This is a genomic window from Lacticaseibacillus zeae DSM 20178 = KCTC 3804 (assembly GCF_000260435.1).
GTDB classification, from domain to species: domain Bacteria; phylum Bacillota; class Bacilli; order Lactobacillales; family Lactobacillaceae; genus Lacticaseibacillus; species Lacticaseibacillus zeae.
Genome location: NZ_BACQ01000022.1, coordinates 52,543 through 71,423 on the forward strand (window position 1 = coordinate 52,543; position 18,881 = coordinate 71,423).

Here is an 18,881-nt window from a genome sequence, read left to right on the forward strand (position 1 = left end):
CACGAGCCAATCATTAAGATTCAATTTTCTTGATCGGGGCAAACGCGGCTAGCAACCGCTTGATCCCCATCGCTTTAAAGGCAATGTCCAATTCCTGATCATCGCCTGTTCCGGTGACTTTGACGACGGTGCCCGTTCCCCACTTACGATGCGTCACCTTGTCGCCAGCTTCCCAGCTGGTCTTGCCAGCGCCGGTTGTCGGTACCGGTTTAACCGTCACCGGCGTTGCGGCAGTCTCGGCATGGCGACTATACGGTGAACTAAATGCCCGATCGGTTCGATTAATGAACGGAATGTCGCTTTTTGGCTGATTACCGCCGACCACTTCAAGCAAATCCGGATCGATTTCTTCAATAAAACGACTAGCCGGATTATTTTGCCGCTGGCCATACAGCATTCGGGCATAGGCATTGGATAGATACAGCTTCTGCTTGGCGCGCGTGATGCCAACGTAAGCCAGACGCCGCTCCTCTTCCAGCTCGCCTTCGTCCATGGCCGCCCGACTTAACGGGAAAAGTCCTTCTTCCATGCCAACCAAAAAGACAACCGGAAATTCCAAGCCCTTAGCCGCATGCAACGTCATTAAGGTGACTTCCTGAGCATCTTCTTCTACTTCGTCTTGATCCGACAACAACGCCAGCTCGGCCAGAAAGTCGACAAAAATGTCGCTGTCCTCATTTTCCGGCTGATAGCGTTCGTCAAATCCTTGCGTCACCGATAGCAGTTCTTCAAGGTTTTCAATCCGGGTATCGGCTTCCAGCGTGTGTGCTGCCCGCAACGCATCCAGATAACCACTTTCATCCAAAATGGCCTGCATCATTTCCGTAACATTCAAATCTTTGCGGCGGGTGCCGAGTTCCTGAATCATTTTGCCAAACTTCGCCAGATTACCGCGCGCTTTGCCGGAAATGGGACTGAGTTCGGCATTGGCTGCTGCTTCCAACAGCGACCACCCGTGCTGGCTGGCAAATGCTTCCAGCTTTTCGACACTGGTATTGCCAATGCCGCGCTTAGGTTCGTTCACAATCCGCGTGAAACTCATATCGTCTTCAGGATTGACGACCAACCGGAAATAAGCAAGGGCATCCCGAATTTCCTTGCGATCGTAGAACTTGTGACCACCAACCATTTTGTAAGGAATATTGGACTTGACGAATGCTTCTTCAATCGCCCGTGATTGTGCGTTTGTTCGATACAAAATCGCAAAATCACCATAGTGGCGATGATGCTCGGCCATTTCTTCTTCGATGCGTCGAATGACGAAAATCGCCTCGTCAGTTTCACTTTGGGCGCGATAATACGTGATTTTGTCACCTTTGCCATTTTCGGTCCACAACGTCTTCACCTGACGATTCAGGTTGTTCTTAATCACGTCATTGGCCGCACTTAAAATGGTCTTCGTGGAGCGATAATTCTGCTCAAGCAAAATCACGCGAGCCTTAGGAAAATCCTTTTTGAAATCCAGAATGTTCTGCATGTTGGCACCACGCCAGCCGTAAATGCTCTGATCCGCATCCCCGACAACACAAAGATTGTGGTAACCTTCCGCCAACATGTGCACGAGTCGATACTGGGCCTCGTTTGTATCCTGATACTCATCAACGTGAATGTAGCGGAATTTACGTTGATAAAATGCCAGTGTCTCTTTGTCCTTTTCAAACAACACGATGGTTTGCATGATCAGATCGTCAAAATCCAACGCCTGATCGCTACGGAGCCGTTTTTGATACTCCGCATAAACTTCCGCGACAATTTTGGTGAAGGGACTATTAGCCTGTTCATCGGCATAAGTCTGCGGATCGATTAAATCATTTTTGGCATTCGAAATGGCCCCCAGGATCGACTTGGGGTCGTAGCGTTTGGGATCCAAATTGAAATCCGCCAGAATGTGTTTAACCAACGTCAACTGTTCAGCCGGATCGGCAATTGTAAAGGCGCGATTATAGCCCAATTTGTCGATATCCCGCCGTAAAATCCGGACGCAAAGTGCATGGAAGGTCGAGACCCAGATGTCCCGGGCAATTTCGGGATCAACGAGTTTCCCTACCCGTTCACGCATCTCACGAGCTGCTTTATTCGTGAAGGTGATGGCAAGGATGTTCCATGGATTGACGTTTTTTTCTTCTACCAAATAAGCAATCCGGTGCGTTAACACCCGGGTCTTGCCAGAGCCGGCACCTGCCATAATTAAAACCGGTCCTTCGGTGGCCAGTACCGCCTCAGCCTGCTTATCGTTCATACCCTTTAATGCGGCATCCATTACCATTTAACGAATCGTCCTTTCAGAAAAACCAAGTGAAAAATTCCTTGACCTATTGTACCAAACTTTGGGCCTAAGCGTGAGTGCCGGCAAGATACGATATCGGCCAAAACAGGCGGTATTTAATGCTTATTTTAGATTCCCGCTTGACCCGAGATTTCCGTCATTCGTTGTTATTGCATATTCATTGCGTTGACAGGTCACTCTGATACACTTAAAGAAAGCAGTCAGAGAAACAGTGACTCAAAAAAGGTGGTTCTATGAAAAAAGTTTGGGTGGGGTTGGGACTTTTATTATTACTGTTGGCTGCCGGTTGCGGTGTTCAACGGCATGCAACTAAATCCAGTCGTGCATCGACATCCGCAAGTTCGCGCCAAGTAAGTGCTTCACAGCAGACATCATCGGTACCGCAGACGCCGTTAGCTAAATTAAAGGCTCGCTCGAAAGACACTTTAGTTTACGCACCTTTTGGCGATAGCCTTTCCGTCGGCCTTTTTGCAGACAAAAAAACCAGCCGCTTCACCTCGCTTTTTACCCAACAGTTGGGACAATTAACCGGAAAAACCGTTACTGAAGCAGGCATTGCCGAAGTCGGTAAAACTGCCACCAATCTCGGCGTCCCGGCCTTGTCAAGCTTAGTGGCACAGCAGCCAGACGTGGTAACGATCGAATTCGGCACCAATGACGCTGTGGGTGGTGCAACGCCATCTGCCCTTGCTGCTTACCACCAAGCCCTCACAACCATTGTGACGACGCTGCAGGAAAAGACCACCGCCCAACTGATCCTCATGACAACCTGGTCGCCGAACAACGGGCCGTATGCCGCCGCGGATTTAAAATTTGACGCTGTTGTCAAAGAGATTGGCCGTTCCTACCACGTGCCGGTGGCTGACTTGGCGACGATCTGGCAAGGCCATGATGATGTGACCGGCCCGGCTGGCACCACCATTCCCGATTTTGCGGCTAACGGTCCGCGTGATACGTTTCATCCTAATCAACAGGGGCATGATCAAATCGCTGCCCTACTTATCAAAACCTTGGAGGAATGATCCATGCAAGCATCTTTAAAATTTTGTCCAAATTGTGGCCAACCGATTGGCCCTGACAATGACTTTTGTCCAAACTGCGGCTTTGATTTGCGTGCTGCGCGGCAACAGGCGCAAAGCACAAGTCAAAAAGAAGCAGCCAATTCACAATCGTCACCTGCCACCCCTTCACCCGCCGCTTCTGCAACGTCGGCTACTGCTGAGCGCCGTCGTCCGCCGCGGTCACCACGGCATTGGCTGCTCGTAACCGGGATTGCCGTGATCTTAATACTGGGAATCGCTTATTTTGCTGGCGCGACTTATTACAGTCAGGATCGGCAAGTAACGGAGCTGGCCGAAGAAATGACCAGTGGGGATGCCGATGATATGGCGGAAGTCGCGGTAGCCAGCGATGGTACGGCGTTACACGAGGACGATTTGAAGCCCCTTGCGCAACTCATCAAAAACCGCAGCGATCGCAGTCTTCTGCATAGCATGATTATGGCTAAGTCGACCAGCGGCCCAGTTCAGATTGTCAAGGCAGGCCATGAACTGCTTATTTTCCCAAAATATAAAGTCAAATTAGGGACAGCCGATGCCGTCGTCAAAACCAACCTTAAAAATGCCACACTCACGCTGAACGGCACGCCGGCGCAAGCCAAAGCGCATGACGGCCAATATATCATCACCGGTCAACTGCCAGGCGTCTACACGCTTAAACTCAGCGGCACGCATGACTGTTTAACCAAAGACTTCACACGGGAAGTGGTGATCCCGCTCAAAGGCCAGGCATCGGATCTAACTTTAGATGCAGCAACGGCTTCCTCTTCCAGCGCCACATCTTCCAGTTCCGCATCATCGCAAAATTCACATCCGGATAGCAATACCCACGACGATGATAGCGATGACGATTATGATGACAATGGCGTCACGAAAACAACACGCCAGTATCCTTCCGACCCGTCAAAACGCAACGACAATCATTCCACCAGTGGCATTGTGGGCCGCTGGGAATCAGGCGACCGGGCAACGTTCACTTTTAATAGTGATGGCACTTATACGGCAACCAATAACGGCACGCCAAGTAACGGTAAGTGGGAAGTCGTTTATCGTGACGGCAATGTCTTCAATATCAAGTTCACCAAGTCTGATGGCGGCAGCACGGTTGAACCCTTCGTCCTTGATGATGACGACTTGATCGAAACCAATCTCAAAATTAAATGGGAACGCGATGACTGATTTGTCCGTATACTATTTGCCATTGTTGCCATGGTGTTATACTAATGGCAGTATCCGAATTTAATTCGTTAGGAGGCGGATAGTATGACATCAGATAAGTGGCGGCCATTAGTGGTTACGTTAATCGTCATTGCCGCCATCTTTGCCGCCTTGTTCATTTTGGAAGTCTTTAACAATGGCGGTGGCATGGGAATTACCCACGGCAGCATGACGCGCGGCATTTCGTCCTGGCACATGGGCGGTTGCATGCGCTAGATGTTCGCATTTTGATCGCTTCATCGATGCCCCTGTTTGTGCATATGCACAGCAGGGGTTTTTATGTGGTGCTGAGCGTGAGCCGGCGCGCTTAGAAGCCGAAGTATAAGCGACCTTGGGCGTGATGGCCCGGGCTTAGGCCATTGCGACCAAGGTCCTTATACGCAGGCTTCTGCGCCGGGGAACGCGTTATAGCTGAGCGTGAGCCGACTTCTGCGCCGGAAAACGCGTTATCGCATCTCCCCAAAAATAAATAACTTGCTAAGCAAACATACGTTCGTATAATGATAAACAGAGGTGATCTTCATGGCCTATGATTATCCACACGAACCGCATCGGGTCATTTTTTTGATTGACAATAAGTCCTTTTACGCCTCAGTCGAAAGCATTGAGCGTGGACTTGATCCGCTTAAAACCATTCTGGTTGTGATGTCTGAACAGGAGAATACGAACGGCGGGCTAATCTTAGCGACTTCGCCTATGGCCAAAAAAATGTACGGTCTCAAAAATAATGTCAGTCGTCAGCGCGATTTGCCCAACGAACCACACCTAATTGTCGTTCCGCCGCGCATGAACCTCTACATTCAGAAAAATCTGGCTATTAACGATATTTTTCGTCAATTTGTTGCCGATGAAGATCTGTGGGCCTACTCGATTGATGAATCCATCCTTGATATGACCCATACTTGGCGACTGTTTGGAAAAACACCAGAGGCAGTTGCCAAGCTCATTCAATCGACGGTTCAACAGCAGCTAGGTCTGCGGACCACGGTCGGAATCGGTGAAAACCCGGTTCAAGCCAAAATTGCTCTTGATGTTTATGCTAAACACAGTCCTGATTTGCTTGGCATCATCAAGTATGCGACGGTCCCGAACACCATCTGGAAAATTAACGAGATGACCGATGTCTGGAGTATCGGTCACCGCACAGCAGCGCATTTAGCGCGCATGGGCATCACAAACATGTACGAACTCGCCCATGCGAATCCCTATGCCTTAAAACAGGAAATGGGTATTATCGGCACTCAGCTGTTTGCAACCGCTTGGGGCATTGATCGCACCAAAATCAGCAAGCGCATCGTGACCCGCCAGCCAAGTATCGGTAATTCCCAAGTGCTTCCGCGCGACTATAGCAATCAATTCGAAATCGAAATTGTCATCAAAGAAATCGGTGAACAGGTCGCAGCCCGCTTACGCCATCATCATAAACGTGCCGGTGAGCTTTCACTGGGTATCGGGTTTTCGTATGCAGAAAGCCAGCAAGACGGTCGGTCCGGTTTTACGCAAGCAAAGCGAATTTTGCCAACCAATCGCAACACCGACATTGTTGCGGCGTTGCGCGAGATTTTCCGAAAGAACTGGCATGGTGAAGTCATTCGCAATGTGGCCGTCTTCACATCCCGTCTGGCACCTGACACTGGCGAGCAACTCAACTTCTTTGAGCCGGTCGATCGCCAAATTAAAGCGACCGATCTGGAACGAACACTTGATACGATTCGCAGTCGCTTTGGTTTCAAGGCGTTGGTGTACGCCAAAAGCGCGATGCATGGTGGTACAGCCATTCAGCGTGCATCACTGGTAGGAGGACACAATGGCGGCAATAGCTATGATTAAAGACCTCAAAATCATCATGGAACGGTTAACGCCACTATTTAAGCGCAAACGAAACACAAGGTATTGGATCTCACTGGTGAATCAGACCTACACGCCAGCGTTCAACTTCTTTTTTAACATTCAACCCAAGGACCAGCGGCAGCGCTCGATCCCGTTGCACAGTCTGCACGGCTATGATCTTGCCCAGTTAGAGGCTTTCCTTGGCTTGTTACGCAAACAAACCCAATTAACCATTGAATTTGTCGGTTTTGAAGACATGCGCTGGCCACAAACCAACCGAATCATTCAACGACGTGCCCGTCTTGATGAATGATGACCTACTTGGCAGTCTGACTGCGTGCCTACTACAGCTAAAAACTGAATATTGGGTCCAAGAAAAAAGCCGGTCTCAGACAACAAGACCGACTTTTCATCATGATTAGCACTAATTAACCGATGTCACCACCAGACGATTGATCAAATTAATAGGCAATCGTATAAGAGTGGCGTTCATCAAGCACAAAGGCCTCAGCCATCTCGGGGCCGTGCTGGGCAAGAATCTGATCTGCTAGATAAGCCTGAAGATCTTCATGGAAGTAAGTTTCAAACCCAAAACTCCACGCCTGCACCAAATGTTTTCCTTGGCGCCGTCCTGCCTTAAAGTTCTCATAAATTGCGTGGTAAATGGAACGACCCGTTAACCTGACGCTTACTGGCAAGACAACCCGTTGATTGCCATGCCGAAAACGCGCATTAACCGTCCGAAAAGTCATGAAGCGAATAATGAGCAAAACACTTGGAATCATAATACTCAAGCCCACTAGCGCGACAAAAATGATGCCCAAAACAAAGCCAACAGCACTAACTGCCATGGCGCCGGAAATCACGACGCTTAGGCCGATCACAAACAAAATCAGTAACAACGCTGGAAATAGAGCAACGCCAGCGACTAAAACCCAGAGCAACAATTTAATTGCTATTTTCATAAAGCCTCCAAAAACATGCTGTTTATTCAATGGAAATCAGGTGCACATCACTGACACCGCGAATGCCGCCAAGTTTAGTGGCAAGATCATCAAGGGTTCCTTGCAGCGCCGAAATATCAAATGATATAACAACACTTGCCCAGTTGTGGATCGGAATATTCTGGTTAATGGTCACGATACTGGCCTGGGCTTGTGACATCACAGTCAAAACTTCCGACAAAATGCCGCGATCGTGATGAAGCATCAATGAAATGACCGCCTTACGCGATGCCATTTCATGATCTGGTAAAAACACATAGTCTTTGTACTTGTAATAAGTGCCGCGGGAAATGCCGACTCGCTTGACCGCTTCACTCACCTGTTTAACTTCGCCATTTTGGAGCAATGCCCGCGCGGCAATCACTTTGCCGACCAAGTCCGGAAGAATCGAACTGTCAACAATATAAAACTGCTTCACGCGAATCCCCCCCAAAAATGAACCGACTGCCAGCAACCGCTTCTCACCGACAGACATCCGTTCGAATATGTTCATATTGTAACAGTCATTGCCACTTCTGAAAAGCAACCGTCAAATTGTAAAAGATTTGACATGTTTTCAAGGAAAATAAGCTCTCTTTACTTATAACACTTCGCCAAGGGCTGTCAATTCCACTTTAGGCAATCTCCGTGATAGCTCGATAGCTGCACTTATTTCATCAACGAACCTTTAAACGTATGCTATTTTGCAGTAGGCTGATGGTGTCTTTGAAGGGAAAAGCATGAGGGGGCTTTTGAATGAAGATGCGGCAACCGTATCATTTATCTTGGCAATTACTAACAGTGGCAATCATCATCGCGTTTATAGCGTTTGTCGAATACTGGCCGCACCTGAGTGATGATGCGTTAATGGGCAGCGGTCTCATTAGTGGTGGACTTTGCATCGGTGCATTACATATGGCACACCACGTCACCGACACGTCCAGGAATCACAAGAAAAAGTAATACCTTTAACCGACAAAATGAGCTACGGTTTTAACCGCAGCTCATCACTGTTAACGCTTAGATGTTACTCCAATGTTTCAGCTAAAAAAGGATGCGCGTAATTGACTTTCCCGCGCACACTAGCTAAAACGCCTGGGACCAGCTCCTTAATGAGATGGTCTTCGGCCACGATCGGAAACGGTGGTTCGAGGCGATAGTTTGCGGCCCTGCGAAAACCGATGCGGCCGAAGAACTGCCGATCGCCGATGACGCTGACAAAATCGCGACGTAGATCTGTTGCCCGCATATCGAGCTCCGAAACAATCGCCATCCCTAACCCGCTACCTTGATAATCAGGTGCAACGGCCAAGGGAGCCAAGGCCACTCCTTGCATATGGGCATCAGGTGTAATAGTGACTGCAGTCATCAATCCGTACCCGACTAAATGACCGTCGATGGTCGCCACCACTTCTAGCGCCGCGTCATAATCGGCGGTGCGTCGTAACTCAGCGACTAACGCTGCTTCCCCGTGATAGCCGCGCTTGCTGCCGCTAAATGCGGTTTGCAATAACGCGTCTACTTCGGCAAAGTCGTTTTGCTGTATTCGTCGAATGGTCATAATTGTCTCCTTTTGTTAATAATAATTTTTATTATACACGTTTCCACAGTTGCGTGGTGCTTTGTTTTGGCACTAAACGACATCTTGGAGACGTGTTATTTGTTCGGTTTGGCCTGCTGCCCCGCATCACTAGCGGCATTGCTCGTCGAGTCCGGTTTGTCGCTAGCTGAATCGCCCGATTGTTTCGAATCGGTTTGCTTCTTTTGCTTAGGCGCTGTCTCCTCATCCGGGAAGATCAAGGTAAAGGTCGTGCCGGATCCTAATTCAGAATCAACATCAATGGTGCCACCATGCAAGCCCATCAGTTGGTGGACAATGGCCATTCCCAGACCGGATTCGCCGTATTTCGTATTTTTCCGCGAAGGATCAGCTTTATAATACCGCTCCCAGATGTTCTTCATCTGATCTTTGGACATGCCGATACCGGTATCACTCACCCTGAACTCGGTTTGGTGGTAGCCTAATTTCCCATTAATTGTAATTTGTCCATTTTGCGTAAACTGAACCGCATTTTGGACAATATTAAACAAAATCTGAACAAACCGGTCGTGGTCGGCATAAGTTGGCAGCTTTTCCGGTGCTTCAATCGTAATCTTGTCGCCAGCTTCTTCGGCTTTTTGTGCCAGTTGTTCGGCAATATTATCAAGATCCTTGCGGGCGTTGAAGGTATGTTTGCTTAAAAGAATCTGATTCGTGCGAATCTTTTCATAATCAAGGTTCTCGTTGACCAAGCGAATTAAACGATTGGTCTCATTACGCATGAGTTCAATGCTCTTCCCCTTGCTTTCTTCGGGAATTGCATCATAAGCCAAGCCTTCCAGCAAGCCGTTAATGGTTGTCAGCGGTGTCCGCATTTCATGTGCCGCATCCGCCATAAACTGGCGACGCCGATCTTCCTGGCGCTGAATTTCCTGCTGACTGGCTTTCAACGATGTCACCATGTCGCGAAAATCATCCGCTAACTCTGCCACTTCGTCATGGCTGCGGCTTTTCATTTTGACAGTCACATCATAGTTACCTTCTGCCACTTGATGGGTTGCCTGGCGCAGCTGATTAATGCGGCGAACCTGATACGACGCAATGAAGTAACTGATAATAAAGGCCGCCAAAGTCGATAAAACGAAAGCGATGAGTAAGTTGTGCTCGGTCTTGTTAATCGAGCTTTGAATTTGCTCGACCGGTGCAAATGCCGCAATGACAAACAGTAGTTTCTCACTCAAAAAAACCGGCTGGTAATAGATCGTCATATTTTGGGATCGACCGCTCACAGGATTCGTCATCAGCTCCGGTACGGCAACGGCTGACCCTTGTTTTAACTTTTTCCAGTAACTTGATTTAATCGCTGCCATCGGGCTTTTTTGTGAAACCGGATACTTGGCTACGTTGTTCGCATCATAAATAACAAAATGCACGTGTTGATCACTGAGGATCTCTTCGGCATTTTGGATAAAGCGCGCATTGATCACGTAAGTATTTTCATCGACAGCATTGTTTTTTAAGACGTCAGTGTACTGCTCAAGCTGCTTAAACCCGTTTTCCCAAACCGTATTGGTTGTCGAACGAATGAACAGAATCGACACAATTACCAAGGTCACCATAATAACTGCAAAAAAGCCGATTAACTGTTGATAGAGCATTTTCATTGATCAAGCCCCGAATCATCAAACTTGTAACCGACGCCCCAAACGGTTTGAATGATTTGCGGACCGACCTTTTCGATCTTCTGACGCAACTTTTTAATGTGCGCATCGACTGTGCGTTCGTCACCATAGTATTCATAATCCCACACCAGCTGCAGCAGCTGTTCACGGGAAAAGACCTGCTTGGGGCTCTTGGATAACGTATGCAACAAGTCGAACTCCTTGGGTGTCAAGCCCTCGATTTGTTTACCATTCAAATAAGCTTCACGCGTCTTGGTACTGAGCTTGAAATGGTCGGTTTCAACGTCAAAGCCATCTTTTTTTGCTTCTGGCTCTGCCTGCTCCGCACCGACTTCGGCACCAACTTCAGCGCGGCGATGCAACGCCTTGATCCGCGCAATTAGCGTAATCGGCGAAAATGGTTTAGTCACATAGTCATCCGCGCCGAGTTCAAGTCCCAACACCTGGTCACTTTCAGTATCCCGGGCCGTCAACATAATCAACGGAACGGTTTCACTAATCTGACGAATTTCCTTGGCCACCTGCATCCCGTCCATTTTAGGAAGATTCAGATCCAGGGTGATGATGTCAAAACTATCGGGCGCTTCTTTAAACTTGGCAAGCCCCTCTTCACCATCATAGGCGTTCACGACTTCCCACTTTTCTTTTTGAAAAAACATGGCCATCATTTCTGCCACGCTTGTATTGTCTTCAATCATTAATAGTTTCACTGATAAACCCCTCATTTCAAAAATCTTTAAAACCTTTACGGCGTTTAGGTTTCGGAACGTCATCCGGTGCGACATAATCGTAAGGAAGCTGGTGATGGGCTTCAAGGTACTGTTTTAGCCGACTTTCCGTATAAACGAATCCCGGTAAGAATAACAGTACCGCCACAAAAAGCCAAATGATGAAAAAATTATCCCACGAAAGCCGGTGAATGATCCACCCGGCAGCGGATTCGACGGCCCCGGTGACAATCAATGCCTGGCAAAACCACCGTTGTGCCAGGCGAAAACTATCGGCATTGACGCTGGCGAGATAGGATGTGTAGCCCCAGAAATTGGTTTGATGTCGCGGCCGAAAAAGCACAAGAAGGATGCCCATTAGTAATTGCATGCATCCAGCAACAAGTAAGATCATAGACACGCCTCCATAAAATTAGCTTAAAACCTAAGTCTGCGTCAGTATAGTACCAAGTGCAAACATTTTGACAAGTTTAATTATACCGTGGTAAGATATCATTTGCACCTTGTCGGGGGTGTAATGGTCTCGACATTGCTTTTCGCGCATGCGGTGCACCTCGGAGGCTCGGCTCCGTCATCAACGGAACAGTTAATATAACTGCAAAGAACGAAAATTCTTACGCTTTAGCTGCTTAATAACCAGCTAGCGTGATCCTTCCGACTTCGCTCAAGGGTCGGGTCTGGGTCTCAAATCATTGAGCTACGGTTGATGCTGCCACCTGAGGCATCAACAAGAGACTAGTAGGTTAGCTGCCTTGTGTTAGCCTTGCTGACTGGCGCGACATCGCGGCGAATTTTAAATTAATCAGCTATGGGTGTAGAGCTGCATGTAGCAGGGGTGATGGACAGGAGTTCGATTCTCCTCACCTCCACTTATCATTATCATTAGCTTTCATCGGTGTTCAAAATGCCGGTGTAGCAGCATTTTATGTTTGGCAGATAGTCACTGATTATCATTAGTTGGTAACATCAGGTAACATTTAGGTAACATTCTAATCTGCTAGGCAGGCGGTGGCCGTCCATTACGGGCGGCTATTTTATTATCTATTGTTGCTACTGTATGTTATACTGTGTTCGTCTATAGAGACAATATAACCAAAAAGGAGGAATTATCATGCATTTTCTTTGGGCTTTAATTGTTGGTGCTATTATTGGTGCAATTGCTGGTGCTATCACTAGCAAGGGCAAATCGATGGGCTGGTTTGCTAACATCATTGCAGGATTAGTGGGTTCTGCAATTGGTGAGGGACTTTTAGGCCATTGGGGGCCACAACTGGCAGGAATGGCTTTGATTCCTTCAATTATCGGCGCAATTATTGTTGTTGCCGTAGTCTCCTTCTTTGTTGGCAGATCAAAAGACTGATAGGAGGCCATCTTTATGGACGCTTTAAAAGCTGCATTTAAGTTTATGGTTGCTAGTACTCTCATCGTTGGCGGTGTTTTAGTTGCAGGTACAGTCTTCGCAGCTAAGGGCATTGATAATGCTGGAGATAAACTACAAGAAAAGCTACACGACTAACACAAAATGGCCACTTCATTATGAGGTGGCTATTTTTGTATCCATTGACTAGGTGAATATTTGTCACTTAGTTCCCATAAGCAGGTCAATATTTTTGACTTGGATAACAACGTCAGAATTTCGGACTTTGTTTAGCCAATCCCGAAATTCCGAATTGCCTAACCGATTTTTATTGTCCAGAACGACCATACCTCAAGTTAAACTTGTTCAGCTTGCACCAGAATGCGTCTCTCAGCACAAAAAAACGGGCATCTCTGCCCGCCCAATTGAAAATGAAAAGCTACGTAGTCAACTTCTTAATTAGAACGATCTACTAAATAAGAAACCGGCTATTTTTATGAAAAAAGGTTAGTGTAAATGATTTAAACACCGCATGGATTACGACAAGGGAAAAGTAACTGACCCTCTGGTCTATAAAATGCGCCACCGGTTAGCTATGCCGTGCGTCGGTTAAAACGGATCTACCCGCTTATCGCCTAGGACTGTCTTAATTATATCATAATCTTTTGGCTATTGATACTATACGTTTTCCGTAAACAGTCCTCTTAACTGCTGGATCATGCTAACCACTGAATAAGGTGGCTCTTGGCTTGCTGTGGTAACTGCTCCACGATTCTGATACCAGAATTCGGTCAACATGGCCACGGCAATATCAAATTGCGAGTACGTTTGCAACTCATCAATCGTCGCTGTGCTGTCAACAGCATTATGAACATAGTCTCGCGCCGCTGTCAGGTAGTTGCTTATCAAACTATCGTCAGTATTAGTCTGCACACGCAGGCTATTTTTAATGTCATCAGTAGTGACAGTCATGTGCTCATCTCCTTATAAAAATAGGGGCGTACCCTAAGGCACACCCCAGACTTGTTTCATTAAGCTGCTGTCGTGGCTGCTGGCTTGGTTGCCGGTGTGATGTCGACAATTCGAGCAGCGTCAGGATCAACCACTTCATAGTCGTTGCGGATCACGACAGCCAAGCCTTGGCTATAACTGTCGAACCGTTCCCACTGGGTGTTGACTTCGTTCTTTTGGGCTAAGAAAATCGCTTGACTAAAGTCACCAATGATGATCCGATAGGTGCCAGCCTTATCAGTAGGAAGCACCTTATTAGAAATGACGATCACTGGGGCACCAAACAGTTGCTTGCCTGATGGTGCAGTGATTGAAGGTTGTAACAAGTATCGGCCCTCGCTGTCTTTCAGTGTATCAAGGTAGTTGAAAGCATCCTGATTGACGATAACAGACAAGGACAGTGCTGGATCTAACTCAACATTGAAGGTTTGCTTGATGTCATCGAGACCAGTACCCGTGATGTGCTTGAAGTTATCGTTGGTGCCCGTCTTGCCAGTCAGAACGCTGATAATGTTGCTATTGTCCGTGTTTTGTACCAGCTTCTTGAGTTGATTCTTAACCTCGGCAACAATATCAACTTCACTGTCTTCTACCAGTTCATTAGACAGATAAATCTTGCCAGCACGGGTAGCAACCTTGTAGTCAACACCACGGAATAGGGTTGCATCGATCTCTGGCACGTCTGCTAGTTCTTCCTTGGTGGCTAAGACACCATTGTTAGTCAGGGCAATTGGGTAGGTGCCAACTGGGGTCCCGACCTGTTTCACAGTGACGTATTTAGCTAGGTCATAGTCTGATTCTTTTAGGTTCCAGACGTCTTCGATGACTTCTTTAGGAACGACAGCACCAGCCGTGGTTGTGGTCAAGCCGTCACGTTGTTCACCCATGCTGCGGATGTAATCTTCGTAAGCGCGGGATTCGGTGTGTTCTTTGTTGTCGATAATTGTTTTTTCGGTCATGGTTTTATCTCCTTTTTCTGGTTGTTCAGTATTAGTTTTAAGCCACTCAGTGTAGCTGCGTTTGTCCACTTGGACGTTGGTATCGTCATACGCTGGAATAGCTACCAGTGAGACGTCAAACAAGCTCTTTACTTGCTTGATGGTACGGATCACTTGCCCGCTGTCGTCCTTAGTGAACGTGTCACCGTCTGGCGCAGCATTGAAAGTAAAACTCATGGCTGATAGATTGCCAGCTTGGACGTTGTTATAGGCATCGTTGGCTGTGGTCGTATCGGGTAAGGTTGCTTCAAAATGCAAGCCTTTATCATCCACGTTTAAGGTCAATGTTCCGGCCTTGGTGCTGGCTAAGACTTGGCTAAAATCATGGTTAGAAACCATATAGACGTCTGATAAGTCCACATTGTCGAATGCGTGCGGATCAACGACTTCTTTAAAGCCACCGAGGTCTTTACTTGGGCTATTGAAAACTACCGCATAACCACTCAGTTTTTTTGGACTGCTAGTGGTGTCTTCCTGTTGCTGTGTGTCTGGATCGTCTTGGCCTTGGCTGTCGGTTGCTGTGGTAGGATCAGCGGCAGTCAGATCAGCGTCAGGGTTCAGGCGTTTTTCTACGTCATCTTGGTTCATTAGACGCACTTCCTTTCTGTTTATCTTGATAAGTGACAAGGTTGCTTAGTGGCGTGTAGTTCAGACTGACCATAATCTCATCACCACCGGTAATTGGTGACAGGTTTAATCTTGCTCGTGCTTCATTAGTGGTCAGAACACCGCCTTGCAGCCCCTTAACTGCTAGTTCTTGCATCGTTGCTGGGTCGGCACTGAACAGCTTGTCAGTGTTGAAACTGAATCGATTATCGCCAGTCGAAAGTTTAGCATCCATCTCACTTGTGAAGCAGGTAAAATACTGAATCAGTGTGTTTTGCAGATAGATCAAATTCGACTGTACGGCATTTGAGTGCTCGCTTTCGATACCCAGCCGATCCAGTGGTAACCCGAACGCTTTGGCAATCTGTTTCGTTGTCCAATCGCTAGAATTGACTAGATTCAGCACGTCAGTATTAACTTCGAGTTGCTTGTAGTCCATATCATTGTCTAGAATGATGGTCTTGAGGGCATTATCACCACTGTTGGCAGCTTCAAATTTATTCCGGATGTTTTCTTTGGCCTTGGTGTCTAGCTGGGTCTTGTTGACTTTAAGAATGCCTGTCCCTTGGACACCGGTGTTAAAGAATCCCTTCAGTAACGCATGCCCAGACTTTTGTACCCCAACCTCATCACGGAGGCTATACAGTGGCGATAGTCCTTTGTAACCGTCTTGTGTGAAGCACTTGAAGTGTAAGACCTCATTGGCATTTAAACGCTGTGAACGACCGCTGTCAGGCGTGTATTCGTAACTGATAATGCCGGTCGTATCATCTTGTTTAACCACCATTTGACTGTTGGGGACTAACTCGAAACCAGTAACTTGTCCGCTAGGATTTTTGGTAACCCGTGCAAAGCTGTTACCATTCAGCAGCATGTTAGCAGCTAGGGCAAACTTGAATGCCCATGCGGTCATGTGGTCATTGGGTGCCTTGTTAAGAAGCACGCTGATACGCTTGTCACTGTACTCAATCGGATTGGTTGCAAGATCACTGGCAATCACGCGCACCGCCGTAAACACGTCCGAATTACGTAAAGCACCAATCCCCACATATAGGCCGCTGTCGTTGCTGGTCATGCTGACAAGCGCATCTAAGAACGGGTCGCTGTTGTCATCGCGTGGTTGTGTTGTGTCATTCGTGAAAAAGCTCATTGTTTCACCTCCCTTTGTTGAAGTTGATAATGACTGCGACGGAGATAAGAGCCGTGCCGACTGCTAACATACCAACGCCAAACCCGAACAGCAACCAGATACCGACAACCATACAGATTAGCCCCAGCATCAATAGCACGGTCTGAACATTAAAAACTAAAGTCATCGCTCGAATAAAAGTCATTGTCTGCTACCTCGCTTTCCTTGCTTTGATCCATTGCAATTGTGTAAGCATTCATCAGAGCGGCTAATGGATCAATCTTCGTAGCGTTGTGAGCCTTATTAATGATTGCATTGTTGTTGGCATCGTATTTCAGAATGGCGTTGTTCACCGCATAGGCCAGTAGTTGGTTGTCTGCGTGCTTTAGGAGGCCGTTAAATAGATCATCGCGGAACCGCACGGTCGGTATTGAAAGCGTGCGCTGACCTTGACGTACTTCAATCATTGGCAAGTCACGCTTTTCAAACTCTGGCAGTAAGTAACCAAACGACCATGGATCGTAACAGATAGCTCGAACGTTCCACTGGTTCTGCTCGATCAGATCGATAATGAAACGCAAAACTTCGTCATAGTCGATCATGCCGCTATCAAGTTTAGTAATGCTACATTCGCCGCGACTGGCACCGCTGATGTAATCGAACCCGTCACGCTTGATCTTTTCTTCCAGCCCGTACTTCGTTCCCACGAATGAATGGCTGTCAGCATATAGGTAGCCATCTTCTGGAACTAACCACGAGATACTGGTAAGGTCGCTAGACTTGGAAAGGTCAAGCCCGATGTACACGTCCTTGCCCATAGTGTCTGGTGGCTTGATAGTGGCTTTCTCCCAGTCGTCCAGACTGATGTAACTGTCTGCTCTGGCTGATTGCCACATGTTGAAGTTCTTGACGAGAATTGGCCGCAGGGTTCCTTGCTTGGCTGCTAGATCAACATCAGCTTGCAAGCTAGGTCGCATCGTCTTTGCTCTTTCATCATTAGCCAGTAGTGGATTTGACTTTTCCCAAGTCTCTGGTGCAAAGGCTTCATCCTTGCTGTCCTGTTCAAAAATGGCAATAAAATACCGATCTGCTTGTTCGCGACCGGTTAAGATTTTGGAGACGAATTTATATTCTTTATACATAGGTCCATTCAGGTCTGGCCCCGTGGTCGAGATGACGGCTAGTAAACTGTTGTCGCTGTTGATCTGGCCTGATTTGAGTGTTCACAGAATCTCATCATTACGAGCCAAGGCGAACTCATCAATGATAGCCAAGTCACTTTGATAACCATCTAGGCTGTGCAGATCAGACGCAAGCGGAACAGCTCGGCTGTTGCTCGGTAAGTCAATGATTTCGGTGCGGTTGATCTTCAAACGATCACGCACTGACTTAGACACCTTAGAGACCTGACGCAAACCACTAGACATCATATCAAAAGCCAAGTGTGCTTGAGCGTTGCTGTTGGCTGTGTAGACAATCTCTCGGTTCATGGCTGGCTTGTTTTCCATGAGGAGATACAGCGCGCCCAGATCGGCCATCAAAAAACTTTTCCCGTTCTTTCTAGCCATACTAATGTAAGCTCGATCATAACGACGGTTACCAGTTGCCTTATCACGCCAGCCGAACAGCTCTGAAATAAACCACTTCTGAAATAATTCTAGTTTGAGCGGTGATCCATCGCGTGCCGGCATCAGTTCGATAAACTCAATGGCTTTGTTGGCAAAGTCCTCATCAAAGTAATACGGCCACGGATTCTTTTTGCGCTTGCTGGCTTTCAAGTCTCTGCGATAACGTCTCGCTGCTTGCTTAATCTTTTTACAAGCAACAATCTCACCGCTTAGTACCTTGTCTGTGTATTCAGTCGCATAGTTCATGATGACATCAGATCCGCGAACGGATCGTCAGGCTTCTTCTTAGTCTCATTCTTCACTGCCAGCTTTGCCCGACTGTAGACTGACAAGCCAAGCAAGTCATCAATGCGGATCATCTGATTAGTGGCATCAAGTTTCATTTTGACTGCTGGGTTAGCTTTCACACTATCGGCAGTGTCAACCATCATGCCTTGTTCTTGAATCAGCTCGGCAGCTTTCTGAATGTCAGAATAGGCTTGGCAATGACTGGCAATCAGGGCAGCATCTAGTTCACTAACGGGAATGTCTTTTTTGAGCAGTGGTACAATACGTTGCCATTCAGTCACTGCATATTCATCAAGCCATGTAGGGGGCTGATCAACTAATTCTTGATAGGTGAATAGTGATTCTTCCATGTCACGCCGGTCTGCCAGCTTCTTTTTACTCATTGCACCGCGCATTTGCGTAATAGATTTCAGTGGTGCTCCCATCTCGATCACGTCCTTTCTTTATAATTACAATTAGATTTATCTAACTTAATTATAACACATAGTACCAAATACCCATGATATATTACGGTTATCACGGATTTTCAACAACGAAA

Annotated in this window: 20 protein-coding genes, 1 other RNA gene and 1 pseudogene; 9 read left to right on the forward strand and 13 right to left on the reverse strand. The window is 47.3% G+C overall.

The genetic code is table 11. The features are described from left to right. Nucleotides 1-13: 13 nt before the first annotated feature. Nucleotides 14-2,266 (reverse strand): DNA helicase PcrA, encoded by a 2,253-nt coding sequence (pcrA, locus tag GSO_RS03760; RefSeq protein ID WP_010489151.1) that lies wholly within the window; start codon nucleotides 2,264-2,266, stop codon nucleotides 14-16. A gap of 254 nt (nucleotides 2,267-2,520) precedes the next feature. Between pcrA and GSO_RS03765 the strand changes: the two genes are divergently transcribed. The 5 genes from GSO_RS03765 (at nucleotide 2,521) to GSO_RS03785 (ending at nucleotide 6,706) form a co-directional block, all read left to right on the forward strand. Continuing rightward, on the forward strand, nucleotides 2,521-3,309 hold the full coding sequence (locus GSO_RS03765) for an SGNH/GDSL hydrolase family protein (protein ID WP_010489154.1): 789 nt from the start codon (nucleotides 2,521-2,523) through the stop codon (nucleotides 3,307-3,309). 3 nt (nucleotides 3,310-3,312) lie between these two features. Beyond that, complete coding sequence (locus tag GSO_RS03770) at nucleotides 3,313-4,524, forward strand: zinc-ribbon domain-containing protein (protein WP_010489156.1); 1,212 nt, start codon at nucleotides 3,313-3,315, stop codon at nucleotides 4,522-4,524. 84 nt (nucleotides 4,525-4,608) lie between these two features. Then, nucleotides 4,609-4,779, forward strand: a complete 171-nt coding sequence (locus tag GSO_RS18070) for a hypothetical protein (protein ID WP_010489159.1) — start codon at nucleotides 4,609-4,611, stop codon at nucleotides 4,777-4,779. A 306-nt stretch (nucleotides 4,780-5,085) separates the two neighbouring features. Next, nucleotides 5,086-6,393, forward strand: a complete 1,308-nt coding sequence (locus GSO_RS03780; RefSeq protein WP_010489161.1) for a Y-family DNA polymerase — start codon at nucleotides 5,086-5,088, stop codon at nucleotides 6,391-6,393. Next, nucleotides 6,371-6,706 carry a hypothetical protein gene (locus tag GSO_RS03785; protein ID WP_029345512.1) on the forward strand — a complete coding sequence of 112 codons (336 nt, stop codon included), beginning with the start codon at nucleotides 6,371-6,373 and terminating at the stop codon, nucleotides 6,704-6,706. The genes GSO_RS03780 and GSO_RS03785 overlap by 23 nt, the downstream gene beginning before the upstream one ends. Nucleotides 6,707-6,854: 148 nt before the next feature. On the opposite strand, the gene GSO_RS03790 is transcribed toward GSO_RS03785, so the two are convergent. Together GSO_RS03790 and GSO_RS03795 are read right to left on the reverse strand one after the other, a co-directional pair. Further along, nucleotides 6,855-7,358 (reverse strand): hypothetical protein, encoded by a 504-nt coding sequence (locus tag GSO_RS03790; protein WP_010489165.1) that lies wholly within the window; start codon nucleotides 7,356-7,358, stop codon nucleotides 6,855-6,857. Between the two features lie 22 nt (nucleotides 7,359-7,380). Beyond that, nucleotides 7,381-7,815, reverse strand: a complete 435-nt coding sequence (locus tag GSO_RS03795) for an ACT domain-containing protein (RefSeq protein WP_010489167.1) — start codon at nucleotides 7,813-7,815, stop codon at nucleotides 7,381-7,383. 317 nt (nucleotides 7,816-8,132) lie between these two features. On the opposite strand from GSO_RS03795, the gene GSO_RS03800 reads away from it, so the two are divergent. Beyond that, on the forward strand, nucleotides 8,133-8,339 hold the full coding sequence (locus GSO_RS03800; RefSeq protein ID WP_010489169.1) for a hypothetical protein: 207 nt from the start codon (nucleotides 8,133-8,135) through the stop codon (nucleotides 8,337-8,339). A gap of 64 nt (nucleotides 8,340-8,403) precedes the next feature. On the opposite strand, the gene GSO_RS03805 is transcribed toward GSO_RS03800, so the two are convergent. The 4 genes from GSO_RS03805 to GSO_RS03820 all read right to left on the reverse strand — a co-directional run bounded on the left by GSO_RS03805 (nucleotide 8,404) and on the right by GSO_RS03820 (nucleotide 11,720). Beyond that, nucleotides 8,404-8,937 (reverse strand): GNAT family N-acetyltransferase, encoded by a 534-nt coding sequence (locus GSO_RS03805; protein ID WP_010489171.1) that lies wholly within the window; start codon nucleotides 8,935-8,937, stop codon nucleotides 8,404-8,406. A gap of 95 nt (nucleotides 8,938-9,032) precedes the next feature. Beyond that, complete coding sequence (locus GSO_RS03810; protein WP_010489173.1) at nucleotides 9,033-10,580, reverse strand: sensor histidine kinase; 1,548 nt, start codon at nucleotides 10,578-10,580, stop codon at nucleotides 9,033-9,035. Next, nucleotides 10,577-11,308, reverse strand: coding sequence for a response regulator transcription factor (locus GSO_RS03815; RefSeq protein WP_010489175.1), 732 nt, complete (start codon nucleotides 11,306-11,308; stop codon nucleotides 10,577-10,579). The genes GSO_RS03810 and GSO_RS03815 overlap by 4 nt, the downstream gene beginning before the upstream one ends. A 16-nt stretch (nucleotides 11,309-11,324) precedes the next feature. After that, a complete protein-coding gene (locus GSO_RS03820) occupies nucleotides 11,325-11,720 on the reverse strand; it encodes an SdpI family protein (RefSeq protein ID WP_010489177.1) in 396 nt (131 codons plus the stop codon). Between the two features lie 114 nt (nucleotides 11,721-11,834). Between GSO_RS03820 and ssrA the strand changes: the two genes are divergently transcribed. From ssrA to GSO_RS18075, 3 genes are all read left to right on the forward strand, one after another. Further along, nucleotides 11,835-12,198: a transfer-messenger RNA gene (gene ssrA, locus GSO_RS16610) on the forward strand. A gap of 239 nt (nucleotides 12,199-12,437) precedes the next feature. Continuing rightward, complete coding sequence (locus tag GSO_RS03825) at nucleotides 12,438-12,686, forward strand: GlsB/YeaQ/YmgE family stress response membrane protein (RefSeq protein WP_003568375.1); 249 nt, start codon at nucleotides 12,438-12,440, stop codon at nucleotides 12,684-12,686. 15 nt (nucleotides 12,687-12,701) lie between these two features. Further along, the gene (locus tag GSO_RS18075) at nucleotides 12,702-12,842 is read left to right on the forward strand and encodes a hypothetical protein (RefSeq protein WP_003568371.1); all 141 of its coding nucleotides are present in this window, start codon (nucleotides 12,702-12,704) and stop codon (nucleotides 12,840-12,842) included. Nucleotides 12,843-13,361: 519 nt separating this feature from the next. Here GSO_RS18075 and GSO_RS03835 read toward each other — a convergent pair. The 6 genes and pseudogenes from GSO_RS03835 to GSO_RS03860 all read right to left on the reverse strand — a co-directional run bounded on the left by GSO_RS03835 (nucleotide 13,362) and on the right by GSO_RS03860 (nucleotide 18,768). Then, nucleotides 13,362-13,655, reverse strand: coding sequence for a head-tail connector protein (locus GSO_RS03835; protein ID WP_010489220.1), 294 nt, complete (start codon nucleotides 13,653-13,655; stop codon nucleotides 13,362-13,364). Between the two features lie 59 nt (nucleotides 13,656-13,714). Further along, nucleotides 13,715-15,280 (reverse strand): phage major capsid protein, encoded by a 1,566-nt coding sequence (locus tag GSO_RS03840; protein ID WP_010489221.1) that lies wholly within the window; start codon nucleotides 15,278-15,280, stop codon nucleotides 13,715-13,717. Further along, nucleotides 15,267-16,448, reverse strand: a complete 1,182-nt coding sequence (locus GSO_RS03845; protein WP_010489222.1) for a phage portal protein — start codon at nucleotides 16,446-16,448, stop codon at nucleotides 15,267-15,269. Before GSO_RS03845 ends, GSO_RS03840 begins: the two co-directional genes overlap by 14 nt. Before the next feature lie 4 nt (nucleotides 16,449-16,452). Beyond that, the gene (locus GSO_RS03850) at nucleotides 16,453-16,632 is read right to left on the reverse strand and encodes a hypothetical protein (RefSeq protein ID WP_029345513.1); all 180 of its coding nucleotides are present in this window, start codon (nucleotides 16,630-16,632) and stop codon (nucleotides 16,453-16,455) included. Next, a pseudogene (locus tag GSO_RS15510) lies at nucleotides 16,598-18,301 on the reverse strand (terminase large subunit). Before GSO_RS15510 ends, GSO_RS03850 begins: the two are co-directional and overlap by 35 nt. Then, nucleotides 18,298-18,768, reverse strand: a complete 471-nt coding sequence (locus GSO_RS03860; RefSeq protein ID WP_010489224.1) for a phage terminase small subunit P27 family — start codon at nucleotides 18,766-18,768, stop codon at nucleotides 18,298-18,300. Before GSO_RS03860 ends, GSO_RS15510 begins: the two are co-directional and overlap by 4 nt. Between the last annotated feature and the right edge of the window lie 113 nt (nucleotides 18,769-18,881).

Coding starts and splice junctions, on each gene's coding strand:
- pcrA (WP_010489151.1), bottom strand. CDS start 2,266: ATGGTAATGGATGCCGCATTAAAGGGTATGAACGATAAGCAGGCTGAG.
- GSO_RS03765 (WP_010489154.1), top strand. CDS start 2,521: ATGAAAAAAGTTTGGGTGGGGTTGGGACTTTTATTATTACTGTTGGCT.
- GSO_RS03770 (WP_010489156.1), top strand. CDS start 3,313: ATGCAAGCATCTTTAAAATTTTGTCCAAATTGTGGCCAACCGATTGGC.
- GSO_RS18070 (WP_010489159.1), top strand. CDS start 4,609: ATGACATCAGATAAGTGGCGGCCATTAGTGGTTACGTTAATCGTCATT.
- GSO_RS03780 (WP_010489161.1), top strand. CDS start 5,086: ATGGCCTATGATTATCCACACGAACCGCATCGGGTCATTTTTTTGATT.
- GSO_RS03785 (WP_029345512.1), top strand. CDS start 6,371: ATGGCGGCAATAGCTATGATTAAAGACCTCAAAATCATCATGGAACGG.
- GSO_RS03790 (WP_010489165.1), bottom strand. CDS start 7,358: ATGAAAATAGCAATTAAATTGTTGCTCTGGGTTTTAGTCGCTGGCGTT.
- GSO_RS03800 (WP_010489169.1), top strand. CDS start 8,133: ATGAAGATGCGGCAACCGTATCATTTATCTTGGCAATTACTAACAGTG.
- GSO_RS03805 (WP_010489171.1), bottom strand. CDS start 8,937: ATGACCATTCGACGAATACAGCAAAACGACTTTGCCGAAGTAGACGCG.
- GSO_RS03810 (WP_010489173.1), bottom strand. CDS start 10,580: ATGAAAATGCTCTATCAACAGTTAATCGGCTTTTTTGCAGTTATTATG.
- GSO_RS03820 (WP_010489177.1), bottom strand. CDS start 11,720: ATGATCTTACTTGTTGCTGGATGCATGCAATTACTAATGGGCATCCTT.
- GSO_RS03825 (WP_003568375.1), top strand. CDS start 12,438: ATGCATTTTCTTTGGGCTTTAATTGTTGGTGCTATTATTGGTGCAATT.
- GSO_RS18075 (WP_003568371.1), top strand. CDS start 12,702: ATGGACGCTTTAAAAGCTGCATTTAAGTTTATGGTTGCTAGTACTCTC.
- GSO_RS03835 (WP_010489220.1), bottom strand. CDS start 13,655: ATGACTGTCACTACTGATGACATTAAAAATAGCCTGCGTGTGCAGACT.
- GSO_RS03840 (WP_010489221.1), bottom strand. CDS start 15,280: ATGAACCAAGATGACGTAGAAAAACGCCTGAACCCTGACGCTGATCTG.
- GSO_RS03845 (WP_010489222.1), bottom strand. CDS start 16,448: ATGAGCTTTTTCACGAATGACACAACACAACCACGCGATGACAACAGC.
- GSO_RS03850 (WP_029345513.1), bottom strand. CDS start 16,632: ATGACTTTTATTCGAGCGATGACTTTAGTTTTTAATGTTCAGACCGTG.
- GSO_RS03860 (WP_010489224.1), bottom strand. CDS start 18,768: ATGGGAGCACCACTGAAATCTATTACGCAAATGCGCGGTGCAATGAGT.